Origin of the sequence: Streptomyces sp. NPDC058086 (assembly GCF_042885015.1) — a bacterium.
In the GTDB taxonomy this organism is placed as follows: Bacteria; Actinomycetota; Actinomycetes; order Streptomycetales; family Streptomycetaceae; genus Streptomyces.
The window spans coordinates 45,874-65,120 of the sequence record NZ_JBHVST010000042.1; the positions used below are offsets into that span (position 1 = coordinate 45,874).

The window sequence follows — 19,247 nt, forward strand, 5'->3', positions numbered from 1 at the left end:
CGTATACCGGGCCACCCCTGTGTCCTGTCCGAGCCATCAGGCAGCATGTCCCCCATGTCCGTACTGACGCGCGACGAAGCGCAGACCCGTGCCCAGCTCCTCGACGTCCACCACTACGGGATCGCACTCGACGTGACCCGCGGGGACGAGACCTTCGACTCCCTGACCGTCATCCGGTTCACCGCCCGCGCCGACGCGGACACCTTCGTCGAGCTGAAGCCCGCCGAGCTGCGCTCCGTCACCCTCGACGGACAGCCCCTCGACCCCGAGACCCTCGACGAGAACCGGCTGCCCCTCAAGGACCTCACCGCGGGCGAGCACGAACTGCGCGTCGACGCGAGCATGCGCTACTCCCGCACCGGCGAGGGCATGCACCGCTTCACCGACCCCACCGACAGCGAGACCTACCTCTACACCCAGCTGTTCATGGAAGACGTCCAGCGCGTCTTCGCCGCCTTCGACCAGCCCGACCTGAAGGCCGTCTTCGAACTCTCCGTGACCGCCCCCGACGGCTGGACCGTCCTCGCCAACGGCGTCACCGAACACCTGGGAGGGGGCCGCTGGCAGGTCGCCCCCACCCCGCTGATCTCCACCTACCTCGTCGCCGTCGCCGCCGGCCCCTGGCACTCCGTCCGCACCGAGCACCGCGGCCTGCCCTTCGCCATCCACTGCCGCCGCTCGCTCGCCCCCTACCTCGACGCCGACGCCGACGAGATCCTCGACGTCACCCGCGCCTGCTTCGACCGCTACCACGAGAAGTTCGACGAGCCCTACCCCTTCGACTCCTACGACCAGGCGTTCGTCCCCGAGTTCAACGCCGGCGCCATGGAGAACCCCGGCCTCGTCACCTTCCGCGAAGAGTTCGTCTACCGCTCCGCCGTCACCGACACCGAACGCCAGAACCGCGCCATGGTCATCGCCCACGAAATGGCCCACATGTGGTTCGGCGACCTCGTCACCCTGCGCTGGTGGGACGACATCTGGCTGAACGAGTCCTTCGCCGAGTACATGGGCTACCAGACCCTCACCGAAGCCACCCGCTTCACCGACACCTGGACCGACTTCGGCGTCACCCGCAAACCCTGGGGCTACGACGCCGACCAGCGCCCCTCCACCCACCCCGTCGCCCCCGACCCGGACGCCGTCCCCGACACCGCGTCCGCCATGCTCAACTTCGACGGCATCTCCTACGCCAAGGGCGCCTCCGCCCTGCGCCAACTCGTCACCTGGCTCGGCGAGAAGGACTTCCTGGCCGGCATCAACACCCACTTCGCCCGCCACAAGTTCGCCAACGCCACCCTCGCCGACTTCATCGACAACCTCGCCTCCGCCACCGAACGCGACGTCCACGCCTGGGCCGACTCCTGGCTGCGCACCACCGGCGTCGACACCCTCACCCCCACCCTCACCGCCGGACCCGACGGCACCCACACCCTCACCGTCGAACACCACGGCAGCCGCCCGCACCGCATCGCCGTCGGCCTCTACGACAACGACCTCGGCGTCGAAGGCCGCCTCACCCTGCGCGACCGCCTCGAAGCCGACGTCCCGGGGAGCGACCCGACCGTGATCGGCAAGCGGCCCGCCCTGCTCCTCCTCAACGACGGCGACCTCTCCTACGCCAAGGTCCGCTTCGACCCCGAGTCCTTCCAGGCCGTACGCACCGCCCTCGCCGGACTGCCCGAACCCCTCACCCGCGCGGTCGTCTGGAACGCCCTGCGCGACGCCGTCCGCGACGGCGAACTGCCCGCCATGGCCTACATCGACGCCGCCCGCGCCCACCTCCCCCACGAGAGCGACCTCGCCCTCGTCCAGGGAGTCCTGTCGTTCGCCACCGCCCAGGTCGCCGACCGCTACCTCCCCGCCGAGGACCGCCCCACCGCCCTCGCCACCCTCACCGACCTCTGCCGCGACCTCATCCGCCGCACCGAGGACGGCTCCCACCCCGGCCTGCGCCTCACCGCCGTACGCCACTACATCGACGTCGCCGCCCACCCCGACACCATCAGCGCCTGGTTCTCCGAAGGCACCGTCCCCGGCGGACCCGAACTCGACCCCGAACTGCGCTGGCGCATCCTCGGCCGGCTCGCCGTCCTCGGCGCCATCGACGACGCCGTCATCGAGGCCGAACTCGTCCAGGACCCCAGCGCCACCGGCCAGGAAGGCGCCGCCCGCTGCCGCGCCGCGCTGCCCGACCCCGAGGCCAAGCGCCGCGCCTGGGAGGACATGTTCACCTCCGACCACCTCTCCAACTACCTCTTCACCGCCACCGCCCAGGGCTTCTGGCAGCCCGAACAGACCCAGCTCGTCCGGGAGTACGTCGAGCGCTACTGGACCGACGCCGTCGCCGTCGCCGCGCGTCGCGGCCCCGCCATCGCCGACGCCGCCGGGCGCTACGCGTTCCCCGTCCACGCCGTCACCCCCGAAACCCTCGTCCTCGGCGAGGCGTGCCTTCGCGACGCCGATCTCATCCCCGCCCTCCGCCGCAAACTCGTCGACCAACTCGACGATCTGGCACGGGCGTTGAAGGTACGCACCGCGTAACCACGACCTTTGGCCGCGGACGCGTGGCCGCTGATTGCGAACCTCGGGCGGGCCTTCGTCCCCGATACCCCGCCCGCCCCCCCCGGTCGCTCGCCTGCGGGCCCGGTGGGGGCTGGGCGCGCAGTTCCCCGCGCCCCTGAGGCGGGGGCTTCGCCCCGCGTCCCCGGCCTGCCCGAATTCGTTCGGCTGCGGGCGCGGTGGGGGCCGGTCGCGCAGTTCCCCGCGCCCCTGAGGCGGGGGCTTCGCCCCGCGTCCCCCGCCCGCCCGAATTCGTTCGGCTGTCCGCCGGTGGGGGCCGGTCGCGCAGTTCCCCGCGCCCCTAAAAGCCCCGGGGCATCCGGCGTTCCAGGGCGAGGTCGGCGTACGCACCCCGGCCACCCCGACCCACGCCATTCAGCCCGTCCGGCGTCTGGGGGCGAGGCCGGGGGCCGTGCCCCCCACCCCGGCCCGCATCTTCAGCCCGTCCGGCGTTTGAGGACGAGGCCGTTCAGGCCGATGCGGGGGTCTGGGGGCGGAGCCCCCAGGGATGGGACGGGTAGGGGCGGCGGGGGCGAGGAAAGGTGGTTCCCGTCCGGCGTGGCGTCTAGCAGCTTCACCCCCCACCCACATTTCCTCCGCCCACCAGTACCCCCATTCGGGTCGGATCGTTGACCTTTCAGGGCGCGCAGGCCCATCCCCGTACAGGCTGGTACTCCCCCCGCCGCGCGCCCACCGGAGGACACCTCATGAGCACGCCGCCCCTCGCCTCAGGCCCCGAAGGTCCCGGCGCGCTGCGGCCGCTGCTCGACACCGTCCTCGACGCACTGCGCGAGGGCGGCGAGGCCCGCGGGGGACCGCTGCCCGCCGGCGGACCGGAGAGCGTGGCCCGGCGCGTACGGGACGCGGTCGGCGACGTACTGCCCGAGCAGGGCACCGAAGACGCCCTACGCGTCCTCGTACGGGCTCTCGCCGAGGGCGCAGCCGACCCCGCCGACCCCCTGTGCGCCGCCCACCTGCACTGCCCACCCCTCGCCGTCGCCACCGCCGCCGACCTCGCCGCCGCCGCCCTCAACCCCTCCATGGACTCCTGGGACCAGGCCCCGGCCGCCTCGGAACTGGAGGCACTCGTCACCCGGGCCCTGGCCCAGGAGATCGGCGCCGGCGACGCCCTGGTCACCACCGGCGGCACCGAGTCCAACCAACTCGCCCTCCTCCTCGCCCGGGAGGCACACGCCGGCGTGCGGCTCGTCCACGGCGCCAACGCCCACCACTCCCTGCCCCGCGCCGCCTGGCTCCTCGGCCTGCCCGACCCCGTCGTCGTCCCCGCCCCCGCCGGCACCATGGACCTCGCCGCCCTCGACGAAGCCCTCACCGAACTCCAAGGCCTCCGCGGCTCCCTCCTCGTAGCCGCCACCGCGGGCACCACCGACGCCGGACTCATCGACCCCCTGCCCGACATCGCCGACCTCTGCGAAGCCCACGGCACCCGCCTCCACATCGACGCCGCCTACGGCGGAGGCCTCCTCTTCAGCGACCACCACCGCGGCAAACTCGACGGACTCGACCGCGCCCACACCGTCACCCTCGACCTGCACAAACTCGGCTGGCAGCCCGTCGCCGCAGGCCTCCTCGTCGTCAAGGACCCCCACGACCTCGACGCCCTGAGCCACCGCGCCGACTACCTCAACGCCGACGACGACACCGAAGCGGGCCTCCCCGACCTCCTCGGCCGCTCCCTGCGCACCACCCGACGCCCCGACATCCTCAAAGTCGCCGTCACCCTCAAAACCCTGGGACGAGCGGGACTCGGCGCGCTCGTCGACCAGGTCTGCGCCCGCGCCGTCGAGCTGGCGGACCTCGTCGAAGCACACCCCGGCTTCGAGCTCTACGACCCGCCCACCCTCAGCACCGTCCTGTTCCGCCCCGCCGAAGCCTCCGACGAAGCCGTCGCCGCCGTACGCCGCACCCTGCTCCACGAAGGACGCGCCGTCCTCGGCCGAGCCCTGCTCGACGACCGGCTCTGGCTCAAAGCCACCCTCCTCAATCCCCACACCCGGCCGGGCGACCTGGCCGCGCTCCTGAAACTGGTGGAAGGACACACACCCCGATGAGCCCGACGCCCCTCCCCCCACGCCACGAGCCCGACGCGCCCCGCGACCTCGTGGGCATCGGCATCGGCCCGTTCAACCTCTCCCTCGCCGCCCTCGCCCACCCCCTCCCCGAACTCGACAGCGTCTTCTACGAACAACGCCCCGGCTTCGACTGGCACCCGGGCCTGCTCATCGACGGCGCCACCCTCCAAGTCCCCTTCCTCGCCGACCTGGTCACCCTCGCCGACCCCGCCAGTCCCTGGTCCTTCCTCAACTACCTCAAGGACCGCGACCGCCTCTTCCCCTTCTACTTCGCCGAGCGCTTCCACATGCAGCGCGCCGAGTACGACGCCTACTGCCGCTGGGTCGCGGGCCGCCTCCCCGGACTCCACTTCGGCCACCAGGTCGACGCCGTCCGCTGGAACCTCGAACGCGCCCTGTTCGAAGTCGACTTCACCCAGCTCGACGGCGAGGGAGAAGCCCAGGCCCTCGGCCGGACCTACACCCGCAACATCGTCCTCGGCGTCGGCACCGCACCCCACATCCCCGAGCCCCTCAAACCCCTCGTCGATGCGCCCGGCGTCCCCGTCATCCACGCCGCGGACTACCTCGCCCACCGCGAACAGTTCCTCACCGCCGAACACATCACCGTCATCGGCGCGGGGCAGTCCGGTGCCGAGGTCTTCCTCGACCTCCTGCGCAACCGGCCTGCCGGCCGCGAGAAGATCCACTGGCTCGCCCGCACCGAGGCCTTCGCGCCGATGGAGTACTCCAAGCTCGGCCTCGAACACTTCACCCCCGACTACACCCGCTACTTCCACGCCCTCACCGAGCCCGTACGCGACCGGCTCGTCGCCGCCCAATGGCAACTCCACAAGGGCATCGACGCCGACACCATCGCCGCCATTCACGACGAGCTCTACCGCCGCACCCTCCACGGCGGCTGGCCCGACGCCGTCCTCACCCCCGCCGTCACCGTCCGCACCGCGGGCCGTGTCGCCACCACCAAGGTCGAACTCCACCTCGAACACGGCCAGCAGGGCGCCCATACACGCCTCACCACCGACGCCGTGGTCCTCGCCACCGGCTACCGCGAACGCCCCCTCGGCCAGATCCTCGCCGGACTCGACCCCTACCTGTGCCGCGACAGCGCCGAACGCCCCCGCATCGACGACGAGTTCCGCCTGGTCCTCGACCCCTCCGTCACCGGCCGCGTCCACGTCCAGAACGCCGAACTCCACACCCACGGCGTCGGCGCCCCCGACCTCGGCCTCGCCGCCTGGCGCAGCGCCACCATCCTCAACTCGCTCACGGGCAAGGACCCCTACCCGCTCCCGCGCCGCACGGCCTTCACCACCTTCGGACTCGAACCCCACTCCCAGGTCCCGCCCGCCCGCCACACCGCCCAGACCCTCACCCCGCTCGGCGACGGACGGTAAGAAGAGGACCCCGGACACGTGTCCGGGGTCCAGAAAACAGGCGTGCCAGACAACAGGCAGGCCAGAAAACAGGCAGGCTAGAAAACCGGCGTGCCGTCCCGCGTGAGCTTCCAGTCCACCGAAGCGAACTCCTTCGGGTCGAGCACACCCTTCGCGGTCACCCACTCGGCGATCCGCGTACGGATCTCCGTCGACTCCGACCAGACCTCCTTCGCGGACGCCACATGCGGGAAGGCACCGCCACCGTTCGCCCGGTAGTTGTTCACCGCGAACACGAACTGCTGCGCGTCGTCCAGCGCCGCACCGTTGTACGTCAGGTTCTTGATCCGCGAACCCTCCGCCTGCGCGATGTCGATGTCGTAGCGGAGCCCCGACACATAGTCGTAGTTGTAGTCCGGACGGTTGTTCGCGTTGGTCAGCTTCTCCGTGTCGATCACCGCGCCGGCCGCCGTCCGCACGAAGTAGTTCGCCGAGTACTCCAGGTAGGCCCGCACCTGCGCCCCCGTCAGCACCTTCGCGACCAGCGTGTTGTCGTACACGTACAGGCTCGACAGATCCCGGATCGTCACCTTGCCGGCCGGGATCTCGGAGGTGCGCGAGAACGGCGAGGCGTGCGCGATGACGGGCAGCGACGCGTACTCCGTGCCGACCAGCGCCGCCTTGACCACGTCCTCCTGAACCTTGGTGATCAGGTCGATGATCGGGGCGTCCTTGTAACGCGCCTCGACCGTCGTCAGCGTGTCCGTGGCCGTGCCGACGACCTGGTTGACGTACGCCACCACCAGATCGTGCTCGTCCTTCAGCAGCCGGGTGATCTTCGGGTCGTCGGCGACCGAGTTCGAGTTGCGGACCGCGGCCGCCACCGACTCGACCTGCCACTTCCCCTTCTCGAGGACCAGCTGGAAGTCGAACACCGACAGCCGCTCCGCGTACGCCAGCGGCTCCGACAGCACCACCGTCCTGCCGGTCTTGGCGTTGGTGACCTTCAGCTCCGGGATCTCCACGTGCGCGTGCCCGACGAGAATCGCGTCGATCCCCGGCACCTGCTGGGCGACGAGCGCCGCCGAGTTCTCGACGTACGGCAGCTGGTCACCGTAGGAGGACGTGCCGGACGAACCGGAGTGCGCCGACACGACGACCACGTCCGCACCCATCGACCGCAGCTTCGGCACCCACTTCGCCGCCTGCTCCTCCAGACCAGGGAACGTCAACTTCCCCTGGACGTACGCCTTGTCCCAGATCGCGATACCCGGGTTCGTCAGACCGAGCACCGCCACCTTCACCGACGGCGCACCCGGCACGTGGAACGTCTTCATGAAGTACGGCGGGAAAGCCGGCTTCAGCGTCTTCGCGTCCAGCGCGTTCGCACCCAGCAGCGGGAAGCGGCACTGCGACTCGAACTTCCGCAGCGTCTCGATGCCGTAGTTGAACTCGTGGTTGCCCAGCGCCACCGCGTCATAGCCGATCGCGTTCATCGCCTGCGCCATCGGATGCACCGGACCGCCCTGGGCGGTGATCGGGTCCACCTTCGCGTAGTAGTACGTCAGCGGGGTGCCCTGAATCGTGTCGCCCGCGTCCAGAAGAAGGGTGTTGCAACGCCCCTTCTCCTTGCGGATCTCGTTCACCAGGGTCGAGATCCGCGCCAGGCCCTGCGCGTTGCCCGCCGTGTCCTTGTACTCCGCGTCCTTGAAGTAGTCCCAGTTGAAGACATGTCCGTGCAGATCCGTCGTGCCCATGACGGTGAGGGAGTACCGCTTCACAGGCTTCTTCCCACCCCCTGCCGCCGCCGAGGTGGCCGCCTGCGCGGACGGCGCCGCGACCGCACCGGTCAACGCCACCCCCGCACCCGTCACGGCGGACTTCTTCAGGAACTTCCGGCGGTTCAACGGCATGTCTATGGCTCCTCGGGAAATGGTCAACGACGCGCGTAGATTCTGACCCACACATGACACTCCGGAACAGGTCCTGGAGGTTTCCATCTGGTGACCACCGGGCACCACGACCACCCTTCCGGTGACAGAGTGGGGCGTATGACCCCCACCGCAGAGGAACCCCGACCCGCAGTCCCCTACGGAACCCCCGAATCACCCCGCATCGCCGTCCGCGGCGAAGCCCACCTCGAAGTCGACCCCGAGATCGCCCGCATCGGCATCACCGTCAGCGCCCGCGGCACCGACCGACGCGAGGCCCTCGCCGACCTCACCCGCCGCAACGCCACCGCCATGGATCTCGTGAAGTCCTACGGAGACGCCGTCGAACGCCTCGAAACCGGCGCCTTCTCCATCAGCCCGGAACTCACCAGACACGGCCGCGGCGAACGCATCCGCGCCTACCACGGCCGCGTCCACCTCACCGCCGAACTCACCGACTTCACCGCACTCGGTGAGCTGACGACACGCCTCGCGGACCTCGACCTCACCCGGGTCGACGGCCCCTGGTGGGCCCTGCGCCCCGACTCGCCCTCCCACCGTCAAGCCCGCCAGCAAGCGGTCCGCGAAGCCGTCCAACGCGCCCGTGAATATGCCGAAGCCCTCGGCACCACCCTCGCCGCCCTTGTCGAACTCGCCGACATCGGCGCCGAGAACACCCAGCCCTACCCCGCGGCCCCCGGTCGGGCCATGCGCTCCATGTCCTTCGCCGGCGGCGCCCCCGAAGAAGCCGCCCCCCTCGACCTCGAACCCGAGCGCCAACACGTCTACGCCCAGGTCAACGCCCGATTCACGATGGCGCCGCCGGAACTGTAAAGCGCGGATCGGTCGCCATAAAGTACCGACGCGCTCATCAGAGCACCCCCGCGCACAATTCAACTGTTGTCAATAAGGCTTCATGCAAAGGTTGTTGAGTAGTCATGCTGGACCAATTCTCTACCGACCGGTAAGGCCTAGGCTCAAACCATGCGCCGAGCAAAAATCGTCTGTACATTGGGCCCCGCCACCGACTCGTACGACCAGCTCAAAGCCCTGGTCGACGCCGGAATGGACGTAGCCCGCTTCAACCTCAGCCACGGCACCTACGCCGAACACGAGGAGCGCTACCAGCGCGTGCGAAAGGCCTCCGACGAGACCGGCCGCAGCGTCGGACTGCTCGCCGACCTTCAAGGCCCGAAGATCCGACTCGGCCGCTTCACCGAAGGCCCCGTACTCCTTGAACGCGGAGACACCTTCACCATCACCGTCGAAGAAGGCGCCGAGGGCGACCGCCTCACCTGCGGCACGACGTACTCGGGCCTCGCGGCCGACGTCACCCCCGGCGAGCGCATCCTCGTCGACGACGGCAAGGTCTGCCTCGAAGTCACCGCCGTCGACGGCCCCCGCGTCCACACCACCGTCGTCGAAGGCGGCATGGTCTCCGACCACAAGGGCCTCAACCTCCCCGGCGTCGCCGTCTCCGTCCCCGCCCTCTCCGACAAGGACGAAGCGGACCTCCGCTGGGCCCTGCGCACGGGCTTCGACATCATCGCCCTCTCCTTCGTCCGCAGCGGCCGCGACATCGACGACGTCCACCGCATCATGGACGAGGAAGGCCGCCGCCTCCCCGTCATCGCCAAGGTCGAAAAGCCCCAGGCGGTCGACGCGATCGACGACATCGTCGCCGCGTTCGACGGCATCATGGTCGCCCGCGGCGACCTGGGTGTCGAAATGCCCCTCGAACAGGTCCCGATCGTCCAGAAGCGCGCCATCAAGCTGGCCAAGCGCAACGCCAAGCCGGTCATCGTCGCCACCCAGATGCTCGACTCGATGATCGACAACTCCCGCCCCACGCGAGCCGAGGCGTCCGACGTCGCCAACGCCGTCATCGACGGCACGGACGCCGTGATGCTCTCCGGCGAGACGAGCGTCGGCAAGTACCCCGTGGAAACCGTCCGGACGATGTCCCGCATCGTCGAGGCCGCCGAGGAGGACATCCTCGCCAAGGGTCTGCCGCCCCTGACCGACCGGAACAAGCCCCGCACCCATGGCGGTGCGGTCGCCCGCGCGGCGGCGGAGATGGGCGACTTCCTCGGCGCCAAGTTCCTTGTCGCCTTCACCCAGTCCGGCGACACGGTCCGCCGCCTGTCCCGCTACCGCTCCCCGATCCCCCTCCTCGCCTTCACCCCGACCCCGGCGACCCGCTCCCAGCTGAACCTGACCTGGGGCGTAGAAACGTTCCTGGGGCCGCACGTCGACTCCACCGACGCGATGGTCGACCAGGTGGACGAACTCCTCCTGAGGTACGGCCGCTGCAAGAAGGGCGACATCGTCGTCATCACCGCCGGCTCCCCGCCCGGCGTCTCGGGCACCACGAACCTCGTACGCGTCCACCACATCGGAGAGGACGACAGCCCCAAGTAGCACCCAAGGGGAGGGGATCAGTATTTGGGTCCTACGTGGGCGTCCATGAGAGCGACGGAGGCTTTGCGGGCGACGGAGATGTTGAACGGATTTCCGTCGCGGGTGCAGTGGGTCCACTGGATGCCGAGTTTGTCGAGTGTGTCGGTGTAGAGCTGCCGGATGTCGTCGGACTTGTTGGCGAAGAAATACCGGGGGTACTCATAGCGCTTGCGCTCACCGGCGACGAGGCGGGTCGTCCAGTTCGTGATGCGACAGCCGTCGGAGTGGATGAGCCCGCGGATGAATTCCCACGGGTGAGCCTCGACGATTTCCTGTTGCCAGGATTCGAGGACGATCGGGCGCTCGTGCTTCTTGCCGGGGCCGTGCTGGGGAAACAGGCAGTGCAGGTGTTTCGAGTAGACCTTCACGTTGCGGCAGCCTGTCCTGCGGACGCGACACACGGCGTTGTCGGGGAAGACCGCGCGCATGGCTTGCTCGCAGTCGTCCATGAGTCCGGGCCATGCTTCGCAGCACGTGATCATGAGGTTGGGCACGCGGTGCTCGGAGTAGCGACTGATGTGGCCGTCGCCCAGATACAGGCCGAGTAGGTAGCTGTAGGCGGGCTCGTCGAGGTCTCGTCCATCGCACCGTGGGCATTTGGGGTCATGCTTCCCTGGGCACTTGCCGCGTTTCGCGCGGTCCATGTGCTTCCAGTAACCGACCGTCCCGAGCGGGACGTCGAATCGCCGCGCCACGTCCGCGTTCCGTGCGCCGGCGCGCAGTAGCGAGAGAGCCTGCTGTCGAACCTCAGTTCCGTGAAAGATCATGTGGCCACTCTGTGTTACTGATCGTGACCGTGCGCAGCAAAAAGCGGATGTTCACGAGAACGAGAACATCCGCTTAGCTGGACAACTGTGCCGGGTGCGGGATTCGAACCCGCAAGCCCTCACGGGCAGAGGTGTTTGAGACCTCCGTGTATGCCGTTCCACCAACCCGGCGTAAGTGGCTGCCCGGAAGCATACCGGGTCTCCGCAGCTCGCTGCAGCTAGGTAGGCTCTTGCGCAGCAGCACTTGCCCGGCCCGTAACGAGGAGCCCCCGTGACCGCCCCCGAGTCGCCCCAGCCCGTCGCCGACGACGACAAGTCGCACGTGCCTCCGCTGACGACCCGTGTCGTCATCGCCGAGGACGAGGCGCTGATCCGCCTCGACCTCAAAGAGATGCTCGAGGAAGAGGGCTACGCCGTCGTGGGTGAGGCGGGGGACGGGGAGCAGGCCGTGGAGCTCGCCCGTGAGCACCGGCCCGACCTCGTGATCCTCGACGTCAAGATGCCCAAGCTGGACGGGATCTCGGCGGCCGAGAAGATCGCCGAGGAGAGCATCGCCCCCGTGCTGATGCTCACCGCGTTCTCTCAGCGCGACCTCGTCGAGCGGGCCCGCGACGCCGGCGCGATGGCGTACCTCGTGAAGCCCTTCAGCAAGAGCGACGTCGTACCTGCGATCGAGATGGCCGTCTCGCGGTTCACGGAGCTGAAGCAGCTGGAGAGGGAGGTCGCGGACCTCAGCCAGCGTCTGGAGACGCGGAAGTTGGTGGACCGGGCCAAGTCCGTGCTCCAGACGGAATATGGGCTGACGGAGCCCGCCGCGTTCCGGTGGATCCAGAAGACCTCCATGGACCGCCGTATGTCCATGCAGCAGGTCGCCGAGGCGGTCATCGCGGACGCCGAGGAGAAGAAGTCCTCCAAGGGTTAGGGAGCGGCGGCGCCCCGCTTCGGGGTGCCGTGGCTTGCCCGCGCGAGCCCGGCGACCGCGTGTCAGGCTGGTTTCGGGGCCGCGTGGCCTTCGGATCGGCAAGGCAGCAAAGGAGGCAGCGCGTGGAAGAGAAGGCGTTCGTCCAAGCGGTGTCGGAACGTACGGGCCTGACTCGCCAGGAGTCGGCCGATCTCACGCGTGCCACGTTCGAGACGCTCGCCCATCGGCTGAGCTCGGGTGAGGCGCGGAACCTGGCGCTGGAGCTCCCGGAGGGTCTGGCGGAGTCCGTTCGGCGGGGTGCCACCGCCGAGATCGAGCGTTTCGACTACGACGAGCTCGTGCGGCGTGTGGCCCAGCGCAACGTGCTCAAGCCCGACGAGGCCGACAGCGGCGTCCGTGCCGTGCTGGTCACGCTCCGTGAGGCGATCAGCGAGAAGGAGTTCGGCCACGCGATGTCGCAACTCGGTGCCGACTTCTCCAGGCCGATCGAGAATTTCGTCGGCTGATTCCCCGGCGAGCGGTACGGGTGAGCGGTATTGGTGAGTGACGAAGAGGCCCGCGCCCCCCGAGTGGGGGCCGCGGGCCTCTTCGTACAGCGGCCGTACGGTCGTACGGCCGGAGTCTGGTCTCAGTCCTCGCCCAGGTAGGCCTTGCGTACCGACTCGTCGTGCAGCAGGTCCTGACCGGTGCCGGAGAGGACGATGTTGCCGACCTCCATGACGTGTCCCTGATCAGCGAGGGAGAGCGCCGCCTGGGCGTTCTGCTCGACGAGGAGGATGGTCGTGCCGTCGGCCTTGAGCTCGGCGATGGTGGCCATGATCTTCTGCATCATGATCGGCGAGAGGCCCATGGAGGGTTCGTCGAGCATGAGCAGCTTGGGCTGGGACATGAGCGCGCGGCCCATGGCCAGCATCTGCTGCTCGCCGCCGGAGAGGGTTCCCGCGGCCTGCTTGCGGCGTTCACCCAGGATGGGGAAGAGGTCGTAGGCGCGCTGGATGTCCTTCTCGATGCCCGCCTTGTCGGAGCGCAGGAACGCGCCGAGCTGGAGGTTCTCGGTGATCGTCAGCCGGGGGAAGATGTGGCGTCCCTCGGGGGAGTGGGCGAGGCCCAGGGAGACGATCTTGTGGGCGGGGATGTTGCTGAGGGGTTTGCCGTCGAAGGTGATGCGGCCCCCGGTGGGCTTGAGGAGCCCGGAGAGGGTGCGCAGGGTGGTCGTCTTGCCGGCGCCGTTGGTGCCGATGAGGGTGACGATCTGGCCGGCTTCGACGGAGAAGGAGATGCCCTTGACGGCTTCGATCTTGCCGTAGGCGACCTTGAGGTCTTCGACCTCGAGCAGTGCGGTCACTGGGCGTTTCCTTCCTTGCTGGTGGTGCCCTCCGCGGCGGCGTCGCTCTCGGCGGCCTCAGGAGTCTCGGTGGCCTCAGGAGTCTCAGGAGCCTCGGTGGCCTCGGAGGCTTCCGCGGCCTCCGCCGCCTCGGCTGCTTCGACCTCGGCGACCTCTTCCGCGCCGGGGGCGCCCTCGAACGGGGTGCCGAGGTAGGCGGCGATGACGCGTTCGTCGCCCTGGACGACCTCGGAGGTGCCCTCGACGAGCTTCTCGCCCTGGACGAGGCAGGCGACGCGGTCGGACAGGTTGAAGATGAAGCGCATGTCGTGCTCGATGACGAGGACGGCGATGCCCCTGTCGCGGATGGCGAAGACGAGGTCTTCGGTCGCGCGTGTCTCCTGGGGGTTCATGCCGGCCGTGGGCTCGTCCAGGAGCAGCAGTCCCGGTTCGCTCGCCATGGCGCGGGCGATTTCGAGCTTGCGCTGTTCGCCGTAGGGGAGGTTGCGGGAGAGGTGGTCGGCCTTGTGGTCGAGGCCGATGAACTCCAGCAGTTCCATGGCGCGTTCGCGGGAGGTGGCTTCTGCCTTGCGGAAGCCGGGGCCGCGCAGGATGGCCGACCAGAGGCCTTCCTTGGTCCTGGTGTGGCGGCCGACGAGCACGTTCTCCAGGACGGTCATGTTGGCGAAGAGCCGGATGTTCTGGAAGGTGCGGGCGATGCCTGCGCTGGTGACGAGGTGGGGCTTGGGCGGGAGGACGGTGCCCTTGTAGGAGACCTTGCCCTCGGTCGGCACGTACAGGCCGGTGAGGCAGTTGAAGAAGGTGGTCTTGCCCGCGCCGTTGGGGCCGATGAGGCCGACGATCTCGCCGGAGTTGACGGTGAGGTCGACGCTGCGGACGGCGGTGAGGCCGCCGAAGCGCATGGTGACGCCGCTGGCCTCGAGTACGGGGCTGGTGGCCGTGGTGGTGGTCATGTGGGTCACGCCCCTGCCTTGGTGACGCCGACAGTGGAGTCGGGCAGGCCTTGTTCGGGGATTTCGATGCTGTCGTCGGACTCGTGGAATTCGAGCTGGCGGCGGCGGTTGGCGATGATGCCTTCGGGGCGGAAGCGCATGAGGACCACGAGCGCGATGCCGAAGGCGAAGAGCTGGTACTCCTTCAGGAAGCCGAGCTTCTCGGGGAGGAGGTAGAGCAGAGTGGCGCCGAGGATGGGGCCGTTGACCGTGCCCATGCCGCCGAGGACGACCGCGGCCAGCAGGAAGGCCGAGTTGGGCGGTACGGAGCCGGCGAACTGGTACGGGGCCGGGTTGACGCTGTAGCCGACGTGGGCGCTGACCGTGCCGGCGAGGCCGGCGAGGGAGGCGCCGAGGGCGAAGGCGATGAGCTTGACGCGGAAGCCGTTGATGCCCATGGCGGTCGCGGCGGTCTCGTCCTCGCGGATGGCGATCCAGGAGCGGCCGATACGGGAGTCGGCGGCGCGGTTGAAGACGATCACGACGATGCCGGTGATGATCAGCATCAGCAGGAAGTAGTTCGCGAAGCGGCCGAGGGTGATCGAGCCGATGTCGTGCGAGTTCCCGAGGTTGAACCCGAAGATGTCGAGGTCCGGGATCATCGAGATGCCGTTGGGGCCGTTGGTCAGGTTCGGTCCGGAGGAGCCGTCGAGGTTGTTGACGGAGATGCGGAAGATCTCTCCGAAGCCGAGGGTGACGATGGCGAGGTAGTCGCCGCGCAGTCGCAGGGTGGGGGCGCCGATGAGGACGCCGAAGACGAGCGACGCGGCCATGCCGGTGAGCATGGCGGCCCAGAAGGGGAATTGGACGCCGGAGAAGCGGGAGAACTCGGAGCCGGAGACGAGGGCCGCGGCGTAGGCGCCGACGCCGAGGAAGGCGACGTATCCGAGGTCGAGGAGTCCGGTGAGGCCGACGACGATGTTCAGGCCGAGGGCGACGGTGGCGACGACGAGGATGTTCACGCCGAGGTTGGCGTTGTGCTCGTTGTTCTCGACGAAGGGGAAGACCGCCGCGGCGAGGAACGCCATGGAGGTGGCGAATCCCTTGTGGCGGGCGTTGAGTGTGGCGAACCGGTCGAAGAGCCCGGCGGCCTGGAGCGCCCAGGTGCCGAGGATGACGAGCAGCAGGTAGCCGATGAAGGTCTCGCTGGCGTCGGGGTCGACGCCGATGCCGTACGTGAAGACGATCAGCGCGACGGCGGTGGCGCCGGTGATGACGAGGCGCTCGGCCCAGCCGGGGAGCTTCTGGGCCGCGGGGATGCGGTCGGGCTTGCTGACCCAGTCCTTGAAGGTGTCGCCGGGGCTCGGGAGAGCGAGGGCGCCGACGAGGGCGATCAGGGAGCCGATGGCGGTGACGTAGGCGCCGGGGTCGAGGGCGACGAGGCCCTTGAGGTCGACCGCGATGGCGATGGCGCTGAACCAGCTGACCGCGAACGCGGAGGCGGCGGCGAGGACGACGGGCGCGGTGGCGCCTGCCGGGTTGAGCCAGCGCAGGCCGCGGACGCCGAAGAGGGTGAGCGCGAAGAGCAGGGTGATCGCGCCGGCGACGAGGTCGAGGATCTGGAGGCCGGCCGGGGAGCCGTAGTAGGTGAGGTCCCCGGGGAAGTCGGCCGTGTAGGTCCACGACATGAACGTGCTGGCGATGGTGGCGACGGCGCCGACGGCGATGAGGGCGCGCGCGGCGGTCTGGGGGAGTGTGATCAGGCCGCGCGCGGGGGCGGTGATCTCGGCGGTGTTCTCGGTGGTTGCCATGGTGTTCACGCCCTGTCCGCGACGCGTTCGCCGACCAGGCCTTGTGGCCTGAACAGCAGTACGAGGATGAGGAGGACGAAGGCCCAGACGGAGGACCAGCCGCCGCCGCCGAGCTGCTGCATGCCGGGGATGCCGTCGATGTAGGAGGTGGCCATGGTTTCGGCGAGGCCGAGAACGAGGCCGCCGATCATGGCGCCGTAGATGTTGCCGATGCCGCCGAGGACGGCCGCGGTGAAGGCCTTGAGACCCATCTGGAAGCCCATGTTGTACTGGATCGAGCCGTAGCGCAGGCCGTAGGAGACGGCGGCGACGGCGGCGAAGAAGCCGCCGATGGCGAAGGCGATCACGATGATCTTGTTGGTGTCGATGCCCATGAGCTGGGCGGTGTCAGGGTCCTGGGCGGTGGCCTGCATGGCGCGGCCGGTGCGGGACATGCTGACGAAGAGCGCGAGGGCCGCCATACAGAGGGGGGCGGCGACGATGACGAAGAGGGAGCCGCTGCTGATGCTGATGGACCCGATGTGCCAGGGTCCGGCGTCGATCTGGGGGAAGTTGCGGTCCGTCTTGGCGTTCGGGTACCAGTTGAAGACGGCCTGCTGGAGCGCGAGGGAGAGGCCGATGGCGGTGATGAGGGGTGCCAGGCGTGGCGCGCCGCGCAGTGGTCGGTAGGCGAACCGTTCCGCCCCGACGGCGATGAGGACGGCGACGAGTCCGCCGCCGATGAGCATCGCCGGGAGGGCTATCCACATGGATGTGCCGTCGGGCAGGACGTAGAGGTAGACCGTGAGTGCGCCGAAGCCTCCGGTCATGAAGATCTCGCCGTGGGCGAAGTTGATGAGCTGGACGATGCCGTACACCATCGTGTAGCCGATGGCGATCAGCCCGTACATCGAGCCGAGGAACAGCCCGTTGGCCAGCTGCTGCGGCAGGGTGTTCACCGCATGGCCTCCATGTGGGTGGGGAGAGTGAACGGGGGTATATGGGACGGGCCGCGCGGTGACGTGTGGTCTTGGCCGCGCGGCCCTGGGGTGTAGCTAGCGGCGGATCTCGGATCAGCTGTGATCAGCTGGAGTTAGCTGGAATCAGCTGAGCTCAGCTGGGATCGGATCGGATCAGCCGTTGAACGTGCCGCTCTTGACGGCCTTCCACTTGCCGTTGACGACCTGGTAGACGGTGAGCTGCTTGTTGGTGGTGTCGCCGTACTCGTCGAACGAGACGGGGCCGGCGATGCCCTCGAACTTCGTCTTCTGGACCTCGTCCACGATCTTGGCGCGGGCGCCGTCGGGGATCTTGCCGTCCTTCACGACGTTGGCGATCGCCTTGATGATGGCGGTCGCGGCGTCGTAGGAGTAGCCACCGTAGGTGCCGTAGTCGCCCTTGAGGCCGGAGGCCTTGTACTTCTTGATGAAGTCCGCGGCGGAGGGCAGGGAGTCGACGGGCTGGCCGACGGAGGTGGCCAGGTCACCTTCGGAGGTCTTGCCGGCGGTCTGGATGTAGGTGTCGCTGAACATGCCGTCACCGCCGAACAGCGGGACCTTGACGCCGCCGTCCTTGAGCTGCTTGGTGAGCTTCTCCGACTCGTCGTACTGGCCGCCGTAGTAGACCAGGTCGGCCTTGGAGTTCTTGATCTTGGTGACGAGGGCGGAGAAGTCGGTGTCGCCGGTGTTGACGTGGTCCTCGCCGGCGACCTTCCCGCCGTTCTTGGTGAAGCCGGCCTTGAACAGCTTGGCCAGGCCCGCGCCGTAGGTCTGCTTGTCGTCAACGACGAAGACGTTCTTCTTCTTGAGCGTGGTGGACGCGTACTCGGCCGCGAAGCCGCCCTGGAGGGCGTCGGTGGTGGCCGTGCGGAAGTACGTCTTGAACGGGCGCGACTTCGAGGTCTGCCAGTTCTTGCCCTGGGTGAGCTCGGGCGCCGTGTTGGAGGGCGAGATCTCGACCAGGTTGGCGGTCGCGAAGACCTGCTGCATCTGCGTGGCGACACCGGAGTTCAGCGGGCCGACGACGCCGAGGACGTTTTCTTTGTTGACCAGCTGGGTGGCGTTCTGCTGGCCGCTGGCCGGGATCGCCTTGTCGTCGAGCGCCTGGACCTTGAAGGTCACGCCGGGGACGGTGTTGTTCTTGTTGGCGTCGTCGACGGCGATCTGTACGCCGCCCTGGATGCCGAGGCCGGTTGCGGAGTTCTGACCGGTCAGCGGAGCGTCAACGCCGATGATGATCTCGGTCTTGCTGCTGCTGCTCTTGTCCCCGCTGTTGTCACGCGAACCGCAGGCGGTCAGCGTGAGTGCTCCGGTGGTGAGCACGGAGGTGAGTATGACCAAAGAACGCTGTCGCACGTTGAATCCTCTCCCTGGCGCAGCAGCCCTGCTGAGCTGCCGTGTGTCTCGCCGGGCCGTACTGGGTGATACCGAGCCGTGCTGCAGACGCGCCCGGCGGCGCGGTGACTGGCCGTGACTCTAAGCCTCTCTGTGGGCCCGGGCATCGCTGTGAGCTGGCTTGTGACTTTCTTGTTATGACGTGCCGGTTGATGGGCTTCAGGGACGGGTATTCTCAGCCGATTTGGCGGAAATTCTTCCCGTTCCACATGTTGAGAATCCGCACTTCCGGTTGCGCGTGGGCCAAGGTCCACGTCGGACGCCGTCGCAGGTCGCGCGGAGGAGCCGGGAGGGGTCGCGGGAGTACGGGCCGTCGCAGATGGAACTCGGATGCCGTATTGCGTGCTTGTTACGCAGCGTTACGTCGAGAAAAGGGAACTCGGAGTTCGGTCGGCGTACACGGTATCGGGCACATGAGGTGCGGTGTGGGCGTGCAGTCGCGTGAAGGCGCGTGAAGTCGCCTGAAAAGGATACTGAGTTGCCGCTGATTTCCGATAACTCCGGCGTATTGGAGTGCGGTTGCGGCGTGCGGGTGCGTGCGGAAGGTGTGTGTGTGGTCGGGGCCGGGGCGGAGGTATCCGTCCTCGGTCAGGCGCGGAATCGGTCGGTCCCGGAAGGGGCCGGTGTTGACGCGCCAGCCGCTGCGGGCGGACACCTCCGCCCCGTCCCCTGCCCG

14 protein-coding genes and 1 tRNA gene are annotated in these 19,247 nt (G+C 68.6%); 7 read left to right on the forward strand and 8 right to left on the reverse strand.

All coding sequences use genetic code 11. From position 1 onward, the window contains the following. Positions 1-45 precede the first annotated feature (45 nt). The 3 genes from pepN (at position 46) to ACFVWD_RS29040 (ending at position 6,052) form a co-directional block, all read left to right on the forward strand. Positions 46-2,544, forward strand: coding sequence for an aminopeptidase N (pepN, locus tag ACFVWD_RS29030; RefSeq protein WP_389600288.1), 2,499 nt, complete (start codon positions 46-48; stop codon positions 2,542-2,544). A gap of 725 nt (positions 2,545-3,269) precedes the next feature. Then, on the forward strand, positions 3,270-4,634 hold the full coding sequence (locus tag ACFVWD_RS29035) for a pyridoxal phosphate-dependent decarboxylase family protein (RefSeq protein WP_389600289.1): 1,365 nt from the start codon (positions 3,270-3,272) through the stop codon (positions 4,632-4,634). Further along, entirely contained in the window at positions 4,631-6,052 is a 1,422-nt protein-coding gene (locus ACFVWD_RS29040; RefSeq protein WP_389600291.1) for a lysine N(6)-hydroxylase/L-ornithine N(5)-oxygenase family protein, read from the forward strand. Before ACFVWD_RS29035 ends, ACFVWD_RS29040 begins: the two co-directional genes overlap by 4 nt. A gap of 77 nt (positions 6,053-6,129) precedes the next feature. On the opposite strand, the gene ACFVWD_RS29045 is transcribed toward ACFVWD_RS29040, so the two are convergent. Then, positions 6,130-7,944, reverse strand: a complete 1,815-nt coding sequence (locus ACFVWD_RS29045) for a bifunctional metallophosphatase/5'-nucleotidase (RefSeq protein ID WP_389600293.1) — start codon at positions 7,942-7,944, stop codon at positions 6,130-6,132. A 138-nt stretch (positions 7,945-8,082) separates the two neighbouring features. Here ACFVWD_RS29045 and ACFVWD_RS29050 point away from each other — a divergent pair, with 138 nt between their 5' ends. Together ACFVWD_RS29050 and pyk are read left to right on the forward strand one after the other, a co-directional pair. Then, positions 8,083-8,796 carry an SIMPL domain-containing protein gene (locus tag ACFVWD_RS29050; protein WP_389600295.1) on the forward strand — a complete coding sequence of 238 codons (714 nt, stop codon included), beginning with the start codon at positions 8,083-8,085 and terminating at the stop codon, positions 8,794-8,796. Between the two features lie 150 nt (positions 8,797-8,946). After that, the gene (gene pyk / locus ACFVWD_RS29055) at positions 8,947-10,383 is read left to right on the forward strand and encodes a pyruvate kinase (RefSeq protein WP_389600296.1); all 1,437 of its coding nucleotides are present in this window, start codon (positions 8,947-8,949) and stop codon (positions 10,381-10,383) included. Positions 10,384-10,400: 17 nt separating this feature from the next. Here the strand turns inward: pyk and ACFVWD_RS29060 are convergent, their stop codons facing one another. Together ACFVWD_RS29060 and ACFVWD_RS29065 are read right to left on the reverse strand one after the other, a co-directional pair. Beyond that, complete coding sequence (locus ACFVWD_RS29060) at positions 10,401-11,189, reverse strand: helix-turn-helix domain-containing protein (RefSeq protein WP_389600298.1); 789 nt, start codon at positions 11,187-11,189, stop codon at positions 10,401-10,403. Between the two features lie 88 nt (positions 11,190-11,277). Next, positions 11,278-11,360, reverse strand: a tRNA-Leu gene (locus ACFVWD_RS29065). Positions 11,361-11,460: 100 nt separating this feature from the next. On the opposite strand from ACFVWD_RS29065, the gene ACFVWD_RS29070 reads away from it, so the two are divergent. Together ACFVWD_RS29070 and ACFVWD_RS29075 are read left to right on the forward strand one after the other, a co-directional pair. Then, on the forward strand, positions 11,461-12,111 hold the full coding sequence (locus tag ACFVWD_RS29070; protein ID WP_168508121.1) for an ANTAR domain-containing response regulator: 651 nt from the start codon (positions 11,461-11,463) through the stop codon (positions 12,109-12,111). A gap of 122 nt (positions 12,112-12,233) precedes the next feature. Continuing rightward, positions 12,234-12,617 carry a DUF2267 domain-containing protein gene (locus ACFVWD_RS29075; protein ID WP_389600300.1) on the forward strand — a complete coding sequence of 128 codons (384 nt, stop codon included), beginning with the start codon at positions 12,234-12,236 and terminating at the stop codon, positions 12,615-12,617. 122 nt (positions 12,618-12,739) lie between these two features. Here the strand turns inward: ACFVWD_RS29075 and ACFVWD_RS29080 are convergent, their stop codons facing one another. From ACFVWD_RS29080 to ACFVWD_RS29100, 5 genes are all read right to left on the reverse strand, one after another. Continuing rightward, positions 12,740-13,456: an ABC transporter ATP-binding protein gene (locus ACFVWD_RS29080; protein WP_101405726.1), complete on the reverse strand. Its 717-nt coding sequence runs from the start codon at positions 13,454-13,456 to the stop codon at positions 12,740-12,742. Further along, positions 13,453-14,418, reverse strand: a complete 966-nt coding sequence (locus ACFVWD_RS29085) for an ABC transporter ATP-binding protein (RefSeq protein ID WP_389600302.1) — start codon at positions 14,416-14,418, stop codon at positions 13,453-13,455. The genes ACFVWD_RS29080 and ACFVWD_RS29085 overlap by 4 nt, the downstream gene beginning before the upstream one ends. Next, a complete protein-coding gene (locus ACFVWD_RS29090; protein WP_389600332.1) occupies positions 14,415-16,199 on the reverse strand; it encodes a branched-chain amino acid ABC transporter permease in 1,785 nt (594 codons plus the stop codon). The genes ACFVWD_RS29085 and ACFVWD_RS29090 overlap by 4 nt, the downstream gene beginning before the upstream one ends. A 5-nt stretch (positions 16,200-16,204) precedes the next feature. After that, complete coding sequence (locus tag ACFVWD_RS29095; RefSeq protein ID WP_075026312.1) at positions 16,205-17,137, reverse strand: branched-chain amino acid ABC transporter permease; 933 nt, start codon at positions 17,135-17,137, stop codon at positions 16,205-16,207. Positions 17,138-17,311: 174 nt separating this feature from the next. Further along, positions 17,312-18,532 (reverse strand): branched-chain amino acid ABC transporter substrate-binding protein, encoded by a 1,221-nt coding sequence (locus ACFVWD_RS29100; protein ID WP_389600304.1) that lies wholly within the window; start codon positions 18,530-18,532, stop codon positions 17,312-17,314. Between the last annotated feature and the right edge of the window lie 715 nt (positions 18,533-19,247).